Source organism: Candidatus Tectomicrobia bacterium (genome assembly GCA_016192135.1).
Taxonomy (GTDB): domain Bacteria; phylum UBA8248; class UBA8248; order UBA8248; family UBA8248; genus 2-12-FULL-69-37.
Window position 1 is genome coordinate 223,974 of the sequence record JACPUR010000017.1, and the last position, 16,512, is coordinate 240,485.

The following is a 16,512-nucleotide window of genomic DNA, read 5'->3' on the forward strand; positions in this document are numbered from 1 at the left end:
GAACCCTCACTGCAGGTTGGAGTGATTCTCCCTCTCCCTTTGGGAGAGGGCAGGGTGAGGGCCGAGCCGCCGGTGGATTCCCCCTCATCCCAACCCTCTCCCAAAGGGAGAGGGGGGATTCGGCGCCTGCGTCCGTAGGGGCGGCCGGCCGGCCGCCCCTACAGATCTGCCCAGCCGGTGGCGTTTCCGTAGGGGCGGCCCCCCGTGGCCGCCCTTGCCGGGGCAGGCACAGGGGCCTGCCCCTACGGATTCGACCTCGTTCGCCTCAACGGTCCATCCTCGGCGCCAGCACCACCTTGATGGCGCCGCCGATGCGCTCGCGCATCATCTTGAGCCCGCGCTCCACCTCCCGGAGCGGGAGGACGTGGGTGATCATGGGCCGCACGTCGAGGCGGCCCGCCGCCGCGTGCGCGATGCAGGCGCGGAAGGTGTTGGGGTGGCCCCGGCTCCCGAGGACGTCCTTCTCCTGGTCCTGGAGCTCGACCACGGGGAGCGGCACCTCCTCCGCCCCGGCGAAGTGGCCCACCACCACCGCCCGGCCCCCCCGGCGCGCCATCTTGACCGCCTGGCGCACCGTCTCCTTCTGGCTCCCCCCCACGGCCTCGATCACCGCGTCCGCCCCCAGCCCGCCCGTGAAGCGCGCGGCCGCCTCCAAAGGGTCCTCCTCCCGGACGTTCACGGCCTCGTCCGCCCCCATCGCCCGCGCCGCGGCGAGGCGCTCGGGCAGGGCGTCCAGGGCGAGGACGCGCGCTCCCGCCAGCTTGGCCGAGGCCAGGGCGCAGAGCCCGACGGGCCCCATCCCCAGGATGACGCAGGTCTCCCCGGGCTCCAGGCGCGCGCGGGCCACCGCCGCGTGGTAGCCCGTCCCCAGGGTCTGCATGACCGAGCCCGCGGCGTCCTCCACCGCGTCCGGGAGCGGGATGACGCACCGGGCCGGCGCGATCATGTGCCGGGCGTAGGCGCCGTCCGCGTTGAAGCCGATGGAGCGCGCCTGCCGGCAGAGGTTCTCCCGCCCCCCCCGGCAGAAATCGCACTCGCCGCAGGCCACGTGGTTCTCGATGCAGGCGCGGAGGCCGATCTCGATGCCCTCCACGCCCGGGCCGAGCGCGATCACCCGGCCCATGATCTCGTGGCCCGGCACGACGGGGAACCTCGCGCGGGGGAAGTGGCCGTCCAGCAGGTGCAGGTCGCTCCCGCAGATGGCGCAGGCCCCCACCTCGACCAGCACCTCGCCGGGGCCGGGCTCGGGGACCGGGCGCTCCTCGAGCCTCAGGTCGCCCGGCCCGTGCAGCACGGCGGCGAGGGAATAGGAGGGCATGGGGGCGTTCTCCGCGGATGATGTCTTTTGTAGGGGCGTTCCATTGAACGCCCCTACAGACCCGCCGTGCCGGTGACGTTTCCGCAGGGGCGGTTCGCGAACCGCCCCCGCACAGGCGTTCGCAATCATAGGCATCGTCGATCAGGCCACTATACGGGCGAACCCCGCGCGCGCGCCAGCGGAGAGGCCCTCGTCTCCTTGCCCCCGCCGGATGCCGCTGTTAGGATCGCGCGTCCCGTCCACCGGAGGATCGCGTGGCCCTCGGCAAGGAGCGCATCGGCATAGGCGTCATCGGCTCGGGCCGCATCGGCTCCCTGCGCGCGCACCTGGCGGGGGGCTCGCCCCGGGTGGGCTTCCTCGCCGTCTCGGACATCGATCCCGCCCGGGCCCGGGCCGTGGCCCAGCAGGCCGAGGCGGCCTTCCACACCGCCGACAACCGCGCCGTCATCGAGCACCCCGAGGTGGACGCCGTCATCGTCTCCACCCCCGAGGGGGACCACGCCGAGGCCGTCTGCCTGGCGCTGGAACTTGGCAAGGCGGTGCTGGTGGAGAAGCCCATCGCCCTCACCCTGGCGGAGGCCGACCGCATCCTCGCCGCCCAGGCGAAAGGCGGGGCCGACCTCTTCGTCGGCTACACCCAGCGGCTCAGGCGGCGCTTCCTCTCGGTCAAGGAGCACATCGCGGCGGGGCGCCTGGGCGAGGTGTTGGCGGGCCGGCTCACCATCCACACCCCGCGCTCCGTCGCCCGGCAGGTCTACGCCCGGGCCCCGCGCGCCAACCCCTTCACCGACGAGATCACCTACATGGCCGACATGGCGCTCTGGTTCTTCGAGCCGCGCCGGCCGGTGCGCGCCTGCGCGGTGGCGGGGAGCGAGGTCTTCCCGGACCACCCGGACAAGATGGGGGACTACGGCTGGGGCATCGTCACCTTCGAGGGGGGCGCCGCGGCCAGCATCGGGGGCACCTGGATCCTCCCCGAGAAGTGGCCCGCCGCCGTCGCCTCGATCAGCCTCGACCTCTTCGGGAGCGAGGGGGCCATTCGCATCGACGACTCCCACAAGGACGTGATGATGGTGGGGAACGAGCGCTTCCCCTCGCCCTACGCGCCGGACGCCTCGGCCGAGGTGGCCTTCCTGGGCTCGGCCATGCCGGGGGACTGGGCGCTCGGGGACTTCGTGGGCCCGATGCGGGAGGAGACCCGGCTCTTCCTGGAGCGCGTGGCGACGGGGCGGGAGGTGCCCCTCTGCGGCGCCCGGATGGCGCGCGACGTGCTGGAGGTCACCCTCGCCATGGAGAAGAGCGCCCGGGAGGGAGGGTCGGTGGTGGAGTTGCCGTTGGAGGAGGGGGATTAGCGTGGAGCCCAGGCAGCGCGGCCGTCTGGCCGGGGCGGGCGTTCCGGCTCTTCCCTCACCCCGGCCCTCTCCCATAGGGAGAGGGAGAAGGAGGGTTCTTCACCGGCAGCGAGATTCCCGCGTCCCTGGCGCCCCTCTCCCCTTGGGAGAGGGGATGGGGGTGAGGGATGGCTCGGTGGTCGATCTGCCCTTGAAGGAGGGGGCGTGAAGCGCATCGGGGTGGGCATCGTGGGCGCGGGGCGCATCGGCCGCCTGAGGGCCTACCTCGCGGCGAATTCCCCCGAGGTGCGCTTCCTCGCCCTGGCGGACCAGGACCCGGCCCGGGCGGCGCTCATCGCGAAGGAGACCGGCGCGCAGTTCCACTCGGGGGACAGCGAGGCCGTTCTCAGCCACCCCGAGGTGGACGCCGTCATCGTCTCGACCCCCGAGTTCGCCCACGCCGATCCCGTCTGCCGGGCGCTGGAGCTGGGCAAGCCCGTCCTGTGCGAGAAGCCCATCGCGCTCTCGCTGGCGGACGCGGACCGCATCCTCGAGGCCAGGCGCCGCCGCCGGGGCACCCTCTTCATCGGCTACACCCAGCGGCTCCGGCGGCGCTTCCTGAACGCCAAGGAGCAGATCCGCCAGGGGCGCCTCGGCCGCCTCCAGACGGCGCGCGCCACCCTCTACAACATCCGCTCGAACGGGGCGGAGATCTACAAGCGCGCCCCCCACGCCGGGCCCGTGACCGACACCCTGACCTACATGGTGGACATCGCGCTCTGGTACTTCGAGGGGCGCACCCCGGCCCGCGTCTACGCCCAGGGCGGGAGCCAGATTTTTCCGCATCACCCGATGGGCTGCGGGGACTGGGCCTGGGCGCTCCTCTCCTTCAAGGAGGGGGGTACGGTGAGCCTCGGCTGCTCCTGGATCCTCCCCGACAACTGGCCCGCCCACATCACCTCCATCGATCTCGAGGTGCTCGGGTCGGAGGGGGCCATCGCCATCGACGACTCCCACCGCTCGGGCATCCTCGCCACCTCGAAGGGGGTGCCCTCGCCCTACGTGCCGGGGGGCAGCTCTAACGTGGTGTTTCTCGAATCCATGATGGCCGGGGACTGGCTCGTGGGGGACTTCTGGGGGCCCATGCGGGACGAGACAAGGCTCTTCCTGGAGCACGTGACGCGGGGGCGCGCGGTGCCCCTCACCACCCCCGAGGAGGCGCGGGCCACCCTCGAAGTCACCCTGGCCATCGAGCGGAGCGCCAAGGAGAACCGGCCCATAGAGCTGCCGCTCGGGTGAGGGCGCCCGAGGTCCTGGCCGGGGGAGAGGCCTTCCGCCTCGCGCGGGAGGAGATATCCACAGGCGCGCGCTTCACCCTCTCGGGCGACGTGGACGCCGCCTCGGCCGAGATGATTCTTCGCGCCCTGGAGGAGAAAGCCGGGGAGGGGGAGGCGGCGGAGTTCCTCCTGGAGGAGGCCGAGATCACGGACGGCCCGGCCGCGGCGCGGATGGTGGACGCGGCGCGGCTCCTGCTCGCGCGCTTCCGGCGGGTGCGCCTCGTCCGCGCCCCCCAGGCCCTCGCCCATTCGCTCTACCGGGTGGGGATGCTCCGGCCCGGGAGCCGCATCGAGATGGTGGAGCCCCGGGAGGAGGAGGGACGGGCGAACTGAGGCGCGCCCCCCCGTTTCATCGGCCCGTTTTCATCAGGAGGTGCATAGGATGAGTGGAATTTCCGCGGCCGACCCCTATCCCCGCAAGCGCGTGAAGGTGGGCGGGGCCGAGATGGCTTACGTCGAGACGGGCAGGGGCGATCCCATCGTCCTCCTCCACGGCAACCCCACCAACTCCTACCTGTGGCGGAACGTCATCCCCCACCTGGAGGGCCTGGGCCGCTGCCTGGCGCCCGACCTCATGAACAGCGGCGGCTCGGGCAACATCCCCGGCGGCGGGCTCCGCTACCAGGACCACATCCCCTACCTGGACGCGTGGTTCGAGGGGGTGGGGGCGGCGAAGGACGCCGTCTTCGTGCTCCACGACTGGGGCGGGGCGCTGGGCTTCAACCGCCTCTGCCGTTTCCCGGAGCAGGTGCGAGGCGTCGCCTACATCGAGGCCATGGTGCGGCCGCGCTTTTGGTCCGACATGCCGGAGGACCGGGTGGCGCAGTTCAAGAAGCTGCGCGGCCCCGAGGGCAGGAAGATGGTGATGGAAACCAACTTCTTCATCGAAACCATGCTCTTCGACCGGGGGATTATCCGCGAGCTCTCGGAGGAGGAGAAGGCCGCCTACCGCAAGCCGGCCGAGGACCCCCAGAAGCGCCAGCAGACCCACCAGTGGGCCTGCGAGATCCCCTTCGAGGGGGAGCCCGCGGACAACTTCGCGCTCGTGAAGCGCTACAGCGACTTCCTCTGCGCGAGCGCGGACCTGCCCAAGCTCTTCGTCAACTGCGAGGAGGGCCACGCCCTGGCCGGGGCGGCGCGCGAGTTCTGCCGCAAGTGGCCGAACCAGACCGAGGTCTCGCTGCCCGCGCGCCACTACGTGCAGGAGGACTACCCCCACGAGCTCGGGGAGGCGGTGGCCGCCTTCATCCGGCGCGTCCGGGGCTAGGCGGAGAGCCCACCGGCGGGCATGGAATCCGCAGGGGCGGCCGGCCGCCCCCACGGACGGGCGCCCTGATTTCCTCCTTCTCCCTTGGGTAGAGGGGGGAGAAGGTTCGGTTTTCGATTGGAGGAAAGGCCATGCCCACGCTGCGCGCGCCGGACGCCGACATCTACTACGAGGAGGAAGGCTCGGGCGTCCCCCTGGTGATGGTGGGAGGGTTCACCGCCACGGTCGAGGTCTGGGGCAGGCTGCGGGGGCTCCTGGCCGCGCGCCACCGCGTCGTCATGTTCGACAACCGGGGGAGCGGCCGCACGAAGGTGGAGAACGACGACGGCGACCGCCGCCCCGCCCGCCTCGCGGGGGACGTGTTCGCCCTGGCGGAGGGCCTGGGCCTCGGGCGCTTCCACCTCATGGGGGGCTCTTTCGGGGGGATGATCGCCCAGGAGGCGGCCCTCGCCCGGCCGGAGCGGGTGCGGAGCCTCATTGTCGCCTGCTCCCACTTCGGCGGGAAGGAGAGGGCCGAGCCCGCCCCCGGGGTGCGCGAGACCCGGGTGCGGGGCGGGGTCAAGGAGGCGACGGAGGCGGAGCGCCGGGCGGCCCTCGAGACCATCTTCCACCCCGACACGGTGCGCAGCCGCCCCGAGGTGGTGCGCCACTACGACGAGAACAAGCGCCTCTTCCCCCACGGCAAGGAGGAGCTCGCCCGCCGGACCGAGGGCATGGCGCGCTTCGACGCCTCGGGGAGGCTCCCGGGCCTCAAGGTGCCCGCCCTCGTCATCCACGGCTCTCACGACCGGCTCGTGCCCACGGCGAACGCGCGCCTCATCGCCGGGCGCATCCCCGGCGCCGAGCTCGTCATCGTCGAGGGCGCGGGCCACCACTTCTACTCCGAGCGGCCCGAGGCCTCGGCCGAGGCGGTATTGGGGTTTTTGGAGAGGCACTAACGCCGGTTTCTCGCGGCGCGGTTTGCCCTGCGCAGGGGGCGTTCAATCGAATGCCCCTACGGATGGCGCGGGGGGATTCCCGTAGGGGCGGTTCGCGAACCGCCCCTACGCCGGGCATCTAATCAATGGGTCGGAATTCGTAGGGGCGACCGGCCGGTCGCCCCTACAGGTTGTCACCCGCTAACGAGTCGCCTCCCGCCCCTTCGGCTCCGTTTCCCTCCCCTCACCCGTACACCGCCAGGAAATACAGGATCAGGACGAAGAGGCCGAACATCGCGGCCGCGTCGAAGTTCGAGAGGGTGTGGCCGTCCTGCATGAGCTCGAAGAGGACGAAGAAGACCGGGAAGAGCATCATCATGATGAGGGTGACGGTGTTGTCGATGGGGATGCCGACGAAGCCCTGGGGGACGTCCCCGAGCCACTGCATCAGCCCGATGATGAGGAGGGTGAAGGGGAAGACCAGGAACTTCACCTGGGTGATGCCGCCGAAGGCGTTCGAGAGGGCGATCTCGTAGTCCCCCTTCCGGTGGCTGTCCACCAGGATGAATATCTCGGCGATGCCGGCGAAGAAGGCGAGGACCAGGGCGGCGCGCACGGGGGAGAGGTGGATCTGGTGGAGCATCTTCTCGGCGAAGGTCGAGACCATGTGCCCGCCGAAGAAGGCGGCCCCCGTCCCGAGGGCGAAGAGGAGGAGCATCCGGGAGGGCGGCTCATGGCCCCGCTCCTCCGGGCGCAGGGCCTCGTGGACCTCGTTCACGCTGTAGTGGGCGATGAGCGAGTGGAGGTAGAGGGCGAAGATGAAGAGCATCGTCACGCCGATGACGATGATCTCGTAGCCGGCGAGGCTCTGCTTCGGCGGCACGTTCAGCCGGCTCGCGACCAGGAAGAAGCCGAAGATGAGCGCCACGGCGCTCCCCACGATCAGGATCTCCCGTCCGATCTTGAAGATGGGCGAGGGCAGGGCGTAGAGGCCGTCGCCGGCGGTCTTGGGCAGGAAGAAGGAGTAGATCGAGAAGATCACGGCGTTGTTGTAGATCGTGATGACGGCGATGAGGAACGCGGCCACGGGGTCGATCGGCACCACGAAGATGATGACGACGATCTCGGGCAGGGTGGAGATGATCTCCCCCACCGTCCCCCCGACGAAATGGTTCCAGTTCCGCCGCGAGGAGAGGATCTCCGAGGCGTGGACGAGCGATTCGCTGGCGGCGTTGATGAGCGCCACCCCGCCGAGCAGATAGAGGAGGCCGAAGGTCCAGGGCGAGGCCATGACCGTGTGGCCGGGGAGGAGGGCGAGGACCGCCGCCAGGAGGATGCCCAGGAACAGGGACCAGACCCACAAGGGAGCCTTTTTCATGCGCGCGCTCCCGGGCGGAGGAAGGGGGCATTATAGCACCGGAGCGGGCCTCATTTCCTCAGATTCTCCCGCTCCCACGCCTCGATGTCGTAGGTGGCCTCGGGGTTGCCGAAGAGGCCGCCGCGCTTTCGGACCTCCTCCTTGGCGCGCTCCCAGGTGCCGGCGTCCATCCCGATCTCGAAGAGGTAGCCGGCCGGGTCGTGGAAGTAGAGGGAGAGGGAGCTGGTGCCCCCGTGGCCGTAGGGGCCGGAGTGGGGCACTCCCTCGCGCTTGAACGCCTCGGCCCAGGCGTCCAGGTCCTCGATGCGGCCCTTGAGCGCGTAGTGGACGAAGTGGCCCCGGGGCGGCTCAGGCGGCGCGCCGTTCAGGGCGAAGGTGACGCCCCCCAGCCGCACCCACACCTGGGGGGTGCGGGCGAGGGTTTGGTCGCCCGTCTCCGCCCCGATGCGGCGCACCACCTCGCCCCCCAGCACGCGGGTGTAGAAGTCCTCGGCCCGCCGGATGTCGCCCTGGGCCAGGGCCAGGTGGTGGATGCCGTCGAGCCGCATGGGGAGCTCCTTCGGAAGAGCGCAAAAGGGCGAGGCCTGGCGCCGCTGTCATTCCGAGAGCCGAAGGCGCGAGGAATCTGCTTTTGCTTGAGAAGCAGATTCCTCGGTCGCCCCTTTTCATGGGCTCCCTCGGAATGACAGCCGGGCGTATTGCGATACGCCCCTGTTTTTTCGCCGCCGGGTTTTCCGTCCGTAGGGGCGGTTCGCGAACCGCCCCTACACCGTGACGTGCGCTGGATGGGAACCCCGGGGGCGCATGCCCTGCGCCCCTGCCCCTCGATCGGGTTTGGTGTATCATAGCCGAACTTGTCTCCGCGGAAGCCCCGGGCCATCCCCCGGGGCGCGCCTTTGTCTTTTTTCCGAACGGGAGGATTCGCACGTGGCCGACATCCATCCGGTCCTGAAGAACCGCCAGAGCCGGCGCAGCTTCAGCAGCCAGCCGGTCGAGCCCGGCAAGCTCGAGACCCTGCTCGAGGCCTTCCGCTGGGCGCCCTCCTCGAACAACCGCCAGCCCTGGCGCATCGTCGTGGTGCGCTCGCCCGATGCCCACAAGCGCTTCGACGAGTGCCTGAGCGAGTCCAACCGCCAGTGGGCCACGGCCGCCCCGGTCAAGATGATCATCCTGGGCCACCCCGAGGAGCAGCCCGAGCGCAACGGCCAGCAGCGCTACCTCCTGGACGTGGGGCTCGCCATCGAGAACCTCCTCATCCAGGGCTGCGCCCTGGGGCTCACCTCCCACGCCATGGCCGGCTGGGAGGAGGAGAAGGTGATCGAGCTCTTCCACGTCCCCAAGCCCTTCCGGGTGGCGGCCCTCTTCGCCGTGGGCTACCCGGGCACGCTCGAGGAGCTGCACCCCGAGGTCCAGAAGAAGGAGCAGGCGCCCCCCAGCCGGAAAAGCCCTGACGAAATCTTCTTCTTCGACGACTTCGGGAAGAAGGGGAAGGCGTAGCCGTTCCCTCGCCATGAAAGAAGCCCCCGGGTTTCCCCGGGGGCTTCTTTTCTCTCCGCTTTTTTCTTCTTCTTTGCCCTTCCCCCCTACACCTTCTTGTTCTGGGCGCCGACGGCCTCCATCATCCCCCAGCGGACGACGGTGCGGCTCTCGAGGGGCATGAAGATGGCCCGCTCGAGGGAGTAGCCGATGAGGCCCAGGGTGGCGATCGAGACCATCATGAAGGCGATGTCGAGGGACTCCTGGGAGTCGAAGATGCCGGCCGAGAGCCCCCAGCGGATGCCGGCCAGGGCCTCGGCGCCGACCATGGCGATCCAGGCGCGGGCCAGCCCGATGCGCAGGCCGCCCAGGACGAGGGGGAGCGAGCCGGGGAGGACGACGGTGACGAAGATTTTCAGCCTGCTCGCGTTCATGGACTGCGCCGCCCGGAGCCAGACCGGGTTGACGGTCTTCACCCCCATCCAGACGGCTTGCGAGATGGGGAGGAAGGCGGCGAAGGAGGAGACGACGATGACGGTGTGGTCGCCCAGGCCGAACCAGATGACGGCGATGGGGGTCCAGGCCAGGGCGGGGATGGGGGTCAGCGTGGCGAGCAGGGGGACGAAGAACGACTCCCAGAAGGAGAAGCGCCCCATCATGATGCCGATGATTATGCCAACGGTGGCGGCGATGGTGTAGGAGAAGGGGAGCCTCCAGGCCGTGGCCATGGTGTGCAGCCAGAGCGGGCCCAGGGCGACCGCGTGCAGGAAATCCCACAGCCCCGCGATCTTGCCCGCCATCCAGCCGTCGACCGCGCGCGCGAAGGTGAGCTCCCAGGCCCGGACCAGGACTTCGAGGGGGGTCGGGAAGAGCTGCTTCAGGTTGCCCGTGATCTGCATGGCGGCGAACTGCCAGAGCGCGATGATGGCCGCGAAGGGATAGAGGGGCCGCAGCTTGACCAGGAGCGGGGTCTTCTGGGGCTCCCGGGGGTGCAGGGCCGCCGGGATGGTCTGCGCCTGTTCCTGGGTCATCGAACTCCCTCGCATGGGCGACTGTCAGGCGCCGCGCGCGCCCGCGCGGGAATGCGGCGGTGGCCCTCGGCTGCGCGGGGCAGGCGGCGTCAAGTGCGCGGTGGCTGGGAGCCCGAGGGCTCCCAGAAGCCCAAGGCCGCGATATTAGCAGAAAAGGCGCGGAAGGAGAAAATCCTCATTTGCGGCTCCCGGGGGGCGTCCCCGGCGGGGGCCGGGCCGGAAAAGGCGCCCCTTCCGGCCCGCTTGCCCCCCACCCCCCGGGCCAGTAAGCTAGCGGGGTTTTCGGGGGGAGGGAGGCTCGTCCTCCCTTTTTCCGTCCTCCGCCTCGCGAAAGGAAACGGTGTTCGATCCCGGCTACCTCCAGCAGCTCGTCATCGCGCTTCCGGCGATCCTCCTGGCGCTGACCCTCCACGAGGTCGCCCACGGCTGGACGGCCGACAAGCTGGGGGACCCGACGGCGCGCTACATGGGGCGGCTGACGCTGAACCCCCTCGTGCACTTGGACCCATTGGGCACCCTCGCCTTCGCCGTCTCGCTGGCGGCGGGGGTGGGCTTCGGGTGGGCCAAGCCCGTGCCGGTGGACCCCCGGCACTTCCGGCACCCGCGGCGCGGCATGATGTGGGTGGCGCTGGCGGGGCCGGCGACGAACTTCGCGCTGGCCATCGCGAGCGTCATCCTCTTCTTCCAGATGCGGCGCCTGGGGCTGGGGGCCGGGTTCGTCGGGGAGCCCGTGGCGCTCATGCTCCAGGCCAGTTTCGGCATCAACACCGCGCTGGCGGCCTTCAACCTGATCCCCATCCTCCCCTTCGACGGGGGGCGGATCGTGGCGGGCCTGCTGCCCGCGCGGCTGGCGTACACCTACTCCCGGAGCGAGCCCTACGGTTTCTTCATCGTCCTGGGGCTCATCCTCCTGGGCTGGTTGCACGTCGTCTTCTGGCCGATCTACACCACCCTGCGGGCCGCCGAGCTGGCGCTCGTGCGGAACCTGCTTGGGATCCTGGGCCTCGACTGAGCCCGGGGAGAGCGAGGAAGGCGCGATGGCGGACCAGGCGAAGCGGGCGCGGTTCCTCTCCGGGGTGCAGCCCTCGGGGAGGCTCCACCTGGGCAACTACTTCGGCGCGCTGAGGCAGCACATCGCCCTCCAGGACGAGGGCGAGGCCTTCTACTTCATCGCCAACTACCACGCCATGACCACGGTTCAAGACCCCGGGGCGCTCTCCCGGGCCACCCTGGACGTGGCGCTGGACTACCTGGCCCTGGGCCTCGACCCCCGGAAGGCCGTCTTCTTCCGCCAGTCCGACGTGCCCGAGGTGGCGGAGCTGGCCTGGGTGCTCTCCTGCGTGACGGGGAAGGGCCTCCTCGACCGGGCCACCTCCTACAAGGACAAGGTCGCGCGCGGCATCACTCCCTCCATGGGCCTCTACGCCTACCCGGTGCTCATGGCGGCGGACATCCTCATCTACCGCTCGAACGTCGTCCCGGTGGGGGAAGATCAGGTGCAGCACATCGAGATGACGCGCGACATGGCCACCGCCTTCAACACCGCCTACGGGGAGGTGTTCCCCCTGCCCGCCCACCGGCTGGACGCGGGGGCCAGGGTGCCGGGGCTGGACGGCCAGAAGATGAGCAAGAGCTACGGCAACACCATCGAGATCTTCGAGGAAGGGGGCGCCCTCAAGAAGAAGGTCATGTCCATCGTCACCGACTCGACCCCCCTCGAGGCCCCCAAGAATCCCGAGACGTGCAACGTCTTCGCCCTCTACCGCCTCGTCGCCCCGCCGGCCGGGGCCGAGGAGATGGCCCGGCGCTACCGCGCCGGGGGCTTCGGCTACGGGGACGCCAAGAAGGCCCTCCTCGCCGCCATCAACGACTGCTTCGGCCCTTTCCGCGAGGAGCGAAAGCGCCTGGCCAGGGAGCCGGCCTACGCCGAGGGCGTCCTGGCCGAGGGCGGCGCCCGGGCCCGGGCCGAGGCCCAGGCCACCATGCGGCGGGTGCGCGAGGCGGTGGGCCTTCCCCCCATGCCGGTCGAGGCGGCCGAGGCCTCCTCGCCGCGAAAGGGCTGATCCGGAACCCATGGCCACCGACTACAAGAAGCTCCTGAACCTCCCGAAGACCGCCTTCCCGATGAAGGCCGACCTCCCCCAGCGTGAACCCCGGATGCTCGCCGAGTGGGAGGGCGAGGGCCTCTACGCCCGGCTGCGCGCCGCCTCGAAGGGGAGGAAGAAGTACATCCTCCACGACGGCCCCCCCTACGCGAACGGCCACATCCACATGGGGACGGCGCTGAACAAGGTCCTGAAGGACATCGTGGTGAAGTCGAAGCAGATGGCCGGCTTCGACGCTGCCTACGTCCCCGGCTGGGACTGCCACGGCCTGCCCATCGAGCACCAGGTGGACCGCGAGCTGGGCGCGCGCCGGTTCGAGGTGGGCCCGGTCGAGAAGCGCCGCCTCTGCCGCGCCTACGCCGACAAGTTCATCGGGGTCCAGCGCGGGGAGTTCAAGCGCCTGGGCGTCCTGGGGGACTGGGAGCGGCCCTACCTCACCATGAGCTACGAGTACGAGGCGGCCACCGTGCGCGAGCTGGCCCGCTTCATGGAGAAGGGGGGCGTCTACCGGGGACTCAAGCCCGTCCACTGGGCGCCCGGCCTGCGCACCGCCCTGGCCGAGGCCGAGGTGGAGTACCAGGAGGTCACGACGCCCACCGTCTACGTGCGCTTCCCGCTGACGGAGGCCCAGGCCGCCGAGTGGGAGGCGCACGTGCCCTCCCTCCGGGGCGTCCTCAAGGGGAAGCGGGCGAGCGTCCTTATCTGGACGACCACCCCCTGGACGCTGCCCGCCAATCTCGCCCTCGCCTTCCACGGGGAGCTCGGCTACGCCGCCTTCCGGCACGGGGAGGAGGTCCTCATCTTCCACGAGCACTTCATGCCCCGCATGGCCGAGCTGGCCCGGAAGGAGGGAGACGCCGCCCCCTTCGAGAAGGTCGCCTCCTTCCCGGGCGGCGCCGTCGAGAAGCTCGCGGCGCGGCATCCCTGGATCGAGCGGGACTCCCTGGTGGTGCTGGCCGGCTACGTCACCCTGGAGCAAGGGACGGGCGTGGTGCACACCGCCCCCGGCCACGGGCGGGAGGACTACGAGACCGGCATCCAGTACGGCCTCGAGGTCTACAGCCCGGTGGACGACGACGGGAAGTTCACCCCCGAGGTCGAGCACTTCGCCGGCCAGTTCGTCTTCGACGCCGACCCCAAGATCATCCAGTTGCTGCGGGAGCGGGGGAGGCTCCTCGCCGTCGAGGACTACACCCACCCCTACCCCCACGACTGGCGGAGCCACCGGCCCACCATCTTCCGGGCCACGCCCCAGTGGTTCATCTCGATGGAGCACAACGATCTCCGCCGCCGCGCCCTGGCCGAGATCCGCAAGGTGAAGTGGGTGCCCCCCTGGGGCGAGGAGCGCATCTACGGGATGATCGAGAACCGCCCCGACTGGTGCATCTCGCGCCAGCGCGCCTGGGGGGTGCCCATCGTGGCCTTCCACTGCGAGGGCTGCGGCCGGGTCGCCGCGGACCCCCAGGTGGCGCACCGCGTCGCCGACCGCATGGAGACCGAGAGCGGGGCCGACCTCTGGTTCGAGAAAGAGGCGGCCGATCTCCTCCCGCCGGGCTACAAGTGCCCCGGTTGCGGCGGCTCCTCCTTCCGGAAGGAGGGGGACATCCTCGACGTGTGGTTCGACTCGGGGGTGAGCCAGGCGGCCGTCCTGGAGAAGAACCCGGCGCTCGAATGGCCCTGCGACATGTACCTCGAGGGGAGCGACCAGCACCGCGGCTGGTTCCACAGCTCCCTCCTCGCCGCCGTCGGGGTGAAGGGCGCCGCCCCCTACCGCGAGGTGCTGACCCACGGCTACGTCGTGGACGGCCAGGGCCGCAAGATGAGCAAGAGCCTGGGCAACGCGATGGAGCCGGAGGAGGTCATCAAGAAGTACGGCGCCGAGGTGCTGCGCCTGTGGGTGGCGGGGGAGAACTACCGCGAGGACATCCGCATCTCCCCGCAGATCCTGGAGCGCCTGGCCGAGGCCTACCGGCGCATCCGCAACACCTGCCGCTTCCTCCTGGGGAACCTCCAGGACTACGAGGCCTTCGACCCGAGGACGGATACGGTGCCCCTGGCCGGGCGCCCCGAGATCGACCGCTTCATCCTGAGCCGGCTGGACCGCCTCGTCGAGCGGGTGAGGCGCGCCTACGACGAGTACGAGTTCCACATGGTCTTCCACGCTCTCAACAACTTCTGCTCGGTGGACCTCTCGGCCTTCTACCTGGACGTAGTGAAGGACCGCGTCTACATCTCCCTCCCCCGTGACAAGGGCCGCCTCGCCGGCCTCAGCACCATGCACGAGATCCTGGACGCCCTCCTGCGCCTCATGGCCCCCGTCCTCTCCTTCACGGCGGAGGAGGCCTACCGCCTCACGCCTCGGATGTACGGCAGCAGCATACATTTAGCACCATTTCCTGAGCATTCTGGCGCCGGCACTGGGATGACCTTTGAGGAATTGGAACTATATGCGCATTGGAACCCTCTCATGCGTGTGCGTGGGGAAGTGCTGAAGGCTATCGAGCAGGTTCGCCAAAGCCAGCAAGGTAAGGGGAAAGGCAGTTCTCTGAATTATCAGGTGGAGCTTTTTGTCCCGAAGTTATTGCGAGAAGACATAGAGCCGGTCGCGGATCAAATGGCGGACGTATTCATTGTTTCCAAGGCATTCCTTGCACCCGCAGGAAAAGAAGCCCCTGCTGACGCTTTCGGGAGCGAAGAGATCGAGGGCCTGGCCGTCCTCGTCTCCGAGGCCCGGGGCAGGAAGTGCGCCATGTCCTGGAAGGTCACCGAGGACGTGGGCTCGGACCCGCGCTTCCCGGACCTCTCGGCCCGCTGCGCCCGCATCGCGGCGGCCGCCTCGTGAGCCCTGAGCTTGTGGAGCGGCCGCGCCTGGGGCCCCTCTTCCTCTTCGCCGCGTGCTTCGCCCTGGCGGATCAGCTCCTGAAGTGGGCGGTCGCCGCCACCTTCCGGCTGGGGGAGAGCGTCGCCGTCGTCCCGGGCCTCCTCAACCTCACCTACCTGCGGAACCGGGGCGGGGCCTTCAGCCTCCTCGCGAGCCTGCCGGGGGCGTGGGGGAGGGTGTTCTTCCTCGTTGCCACGCTGATCGCCCTGGGCTTTGTCCTCTACCTCCACCGCTGCTCGCCCCCCGCCACCCGATGGGGGCGCTTCGGCCTGTGGACCATCTTCGGCGGCGGGATCGGGAACCTGATCGACCGCCTCCTCCACGGCGAGGTCATCGACTTCATCGACTTCCACTTCCGGGGCTGGCACTGGCCCGCCTTCAACCTCGCGGACTCGGGCATCACGGTGGGGGTGATCCTCCTCGCCGCCGACCTCTTCTTCAGCCGCGCCCCCGCGCCCCGCGACGGCGCGGAGGCCTGAGCGGCCGGACGCCGTGGCGGGAGAGCTTCTTCACCTCATCTGCGCCGAGGGCGCCGCGCGCCTCGACGTCTTCCTGGCCTCCCGGCTCCCCGACCTCTCGCGCTCGCGCCTCCAGGCCCTCATCAAGGAGGGCCGGGTGCGGGTGAACGGCAGGCCCCCCGCCAAGGCGGGCCAGCCCGTGCCCGCCGGGGCGAGCATAGAGGTGGAGGTGCCGCCCCCCGAGCCCTCCTATCTCCTCCCCGAGGCCATCGCCCTCGACGTGCGCTACGAGGACGCCCACCTCCTCGTCGTGAACAAGCCGCCCGGCCTCGTCGTCCACCCCGGCGCGGGGCAGAAGACGGGCACCCTCGCGGCGGCGCTGCTGCACCACTGCCGGGGCCAGCTATCGGGCATCGGAGGAGTCGAGCGGCCCGGCATCGTCCACCGCCTGGACAAGGACACCTCGGGCCTCCTCCTCGCCGCCAAGACCGACCGCGCCCACCGAAGGCTCTCCGCGGACATGAAGGCCCGGCGCGTCCGCCGCGAGTATCTGGCGATCGTGCGCGGCGTCCCCGCCCGGGCGCAGGACGCGGTGGACGCCCCCATCGGCCGCCACTCCACCCGCCGCACCGAGATGGCGGTCATCGAGCGGGGGAGACCCGCCGTCACGAGGTTCAAGGTGCGGGAGCGCTTCAAGGGGGCCGCCCTGCTGGAGGTCACCCTGGAGACGGGGCGCACCCACCAGGTGCGGGTGCACCTGGCCCACATCGGCCACCCGGTGCTCGGGGACCCGGTCTATGGCCGGAGCCGGGTCGCCAAGAAGGGAGAGGAACTCCCGCCCGATCTCATCGCGCGCCAGGCGCTGCACGCCTTCAGGCTCCGCTTCACCCACCCCGAGACGGGGGAGGAGAAGGTGATAGAGGCCGCGCCCCCGGAGGATTTCATGCGGGCGGTGGAGCGGTTGCGGGGGCAGGGCTTTGACCCTGACGATTTCAAGATATAAACTCGTCTTA

At 70.2% G+C, this 16,512-nt stretch carries 15 protein-coding genes; 11 read left to right on the top strand and 4 right to left on the bottom strand.

Annotation, left to right across the window (positions count from 1 at the left end):
- Positions 1 to 265 precede the first annotated feature (265 nt).
- Positions 266 to 1,318, bottom strand: coding sequence for an alcohol dehydrogenase catalytic domain-containing protein (locus tag HYZ11_07515; protein MBI3127436.1), 1,053 nt, complete (start codon positions 1,316 to 1,318; stop codon positions 266 to 268).
- Positions 1,319 to 1,572: 254 nt separating this feature from the next.
- Between HYZ11_07515 and HYZ11_07520 the strand changes: the two genes are divergently transcribed.
- The 5 genes from HYZ11_07520 to HYZ11_07540 all read left to right on the top strand — a co-directional run bounded on the left by HYZ11_07520 (position 1,573) and on the right by HYZ11_07540 (position 6,191).
- Positions 1,573 to 2,670, top strand: coding sequence for a Gfo/Idh/MocA family oxidoreductase (locus HYZ11_07520; protein MBI3127437.1), 1,098 nt, complete (start codon positions 1,573 to 1,575; stop codon positions 2,668 to 2,670).
- A gap of 204 nt (positions 2,671 to 2,874) precedes the next feature.
- Entirely contained in the window at positions 2,875 to 3,948 is a 1,074-nt protein-coding gene (locus HYZ11_07525; GenBank protein ID MBI3127438.1) for a Gfo/Idh/MocA family oxidoreductase, read from the top strand.
- Positions 3,945 to 4,319 carry a hypothetical protein gene (locus HYZ11_07530; GenBank protein MBI3127439.1) on the top strand — a complete coding sequence of 125 codons (375 nt, stop codon included), beginning with the start codon at positions 3,945 to 3,947 and terminating at the stop codon, positions 4,317 to 4,319. Before HYZ11_07525 ends, HYZ11_07530 begins: the two co-directional genes overlap by 4 nt.
- 49 nt (positions 4,320 to 4,368) lie before the next feature.
- On the top strand, positions 4,369 to 5,253 hold the full coding sequence (locus HYZ11_07535) for a haloalkane dehalogenase (protein ID MBI3127440.1): 885 nt from the start codon (positions 4,369 to 4,371) through the stop codon (positions 5,251 to 5,253).
- Positions 5,254 to 5,384: 131 nt separating this feature from the next.
- Positions 5,385 to 6,191, top strand: a complete 807-nt coding sequence (locus HYZ11_07540; protein ID MBI3127441.1) for an alpha/beta fold hydrolase — start codon at positions 5,385 to 5,387, stop codon at positions 6,189 to 6,191.
- A gap of 223 nt (positions 6,192 to 6,414) precedes the next feature.
- Here the strand turns inward: HYZ11_07540 and HYZ11_07545 are convergent, their stop codons facing one another.
- Together HYZ11_07545 and HYZ11_07550 are read right to left on the bottom strand one after the other, a co-directional pair.
- Entirely contained in the window at positions 6,415 to 7,548 is a 1,134-nt protein-coding gene (locus HYZ11_07545) for a hypothetical protein (GenBank protein ID MBI3127442.1), read from the bottom strand.
- 50 nt (positions 7,549 to 7,598) lie between these two features.
- Positions 7,599 to 8,096: a VOC family protein gene (locus HYZ11_07550; protein MBI3127443.1), complete on the bottom strand. Its 498-nt coding sequence runs from the start codon at positions 8,094 to 8,096 to the stop codon at positions 7,599 to 7,601.
- 379 nt (positions 8,097 to 8,475) lie between these two features.
- On the opposite strand from HYZ11_07550, the gene HYZ11_07555 reads away from it, so the two are divergent.
- On the top strand, positions 8,476 to 9,045 hold the full coding sequence (locus HYZ11_07555; GenBank protein ID MBI3127444.1) for a nitroreductase family protein: 570 nt from the start codon (positions 8,476 to 8,478) through the stop codon (positions 9,043 to 9,045).
- A gap of 86 nt (positions 9,046 to 9,131) precedes the next feature.
- On the opposite strand, the gene HYZ11_07560 is transcribed toward HYZ11_07555, so the two are convergent.
- Positions 9,132 to 10,055: an ABC transporter permease gene (locus HYZ11_07560; protein MBI3127445.1), complete on the bottom strand. Its 924-nt coding sequence runs from the start codon at positions 10,053 to 10,055 to the stop codon at positions 9,132 to 9,134.
- A 340-nt stretch (positions 10,056 to 10,395) separates the two neighbouring features.
- On the opposite strand from HYZ11_07560, the gene HYZ11_07565 reads away from it, so the two are divergent.
- The 5 genes from HYZ11_07565 to HYZ11_07585 are packed head-to-tail and all read left to right on the top strand — an operon-like array spanning position 10,396 to position 16,502.
- Positions 10,396 to 11,067 carry a site-2 protease family protein gene (locus tag HYZ11_07565; GenBank protein ID MBI3127446.1) on the top strand — a complete coding sequence of 224 codons (672 nt, stop codon included), beginning with the start codon at positions 10,396 to 10,398 and terminating at the stop codon, positions 11,065 to 11,067.
- A gap of 25 nt (positions 11,068 to 11,092) precedes the next feature.
- Entirely contained in the window at positions 11,093 to 12,118 is a 1,026-nt protein-coding gene (trpS, locus tag HYZ11_07570) for a tryptophan--tRNA ligase (GenBank protein ID MBI3127447.1), read from the top strand.
- Positions 12,119 to 12,128: 10 nt separating this feature from the next.
- Positions 12,129 to 15,002 (top strand): isoleucine--tRNA ligase, encoded by a 2,874-nt coding sequence (ileS, locus tag HYZ11_07575; protein MBI3127448.1) that lies wholly within the window; start codon positions 12,129 to 12,131, stop codon positions 15,000 to 15,002.
- An 11-nt stretch (positions 15,003 to 15,013) separates the two neighbouring features.
- A complete protein-coding gene (lspA, locus tag HYZ11_07580; GenBank protein ID MBI3127449.1) occupies positions 15,014 to 15,520 on the top strand; it encodes a signal peptidase II in 507 nt (168 codons plus the stop codon).
- Positions 15,521 to 15,557: 37 nt separating this feature from the next.
- Complete coding sequence (locus tag HYZ11_07585) at positions 15,558 to 16,502, top strand: RluA family pseudouridine synthase (GenBank protein ID MBI3127450.1); 945 nt, start codon at positions 15,558 to 15,560, stop codon at positions 16,500 to 16,502.
- Positions 16,503 to 16,512: the final 10 nt, after the last annotated feature.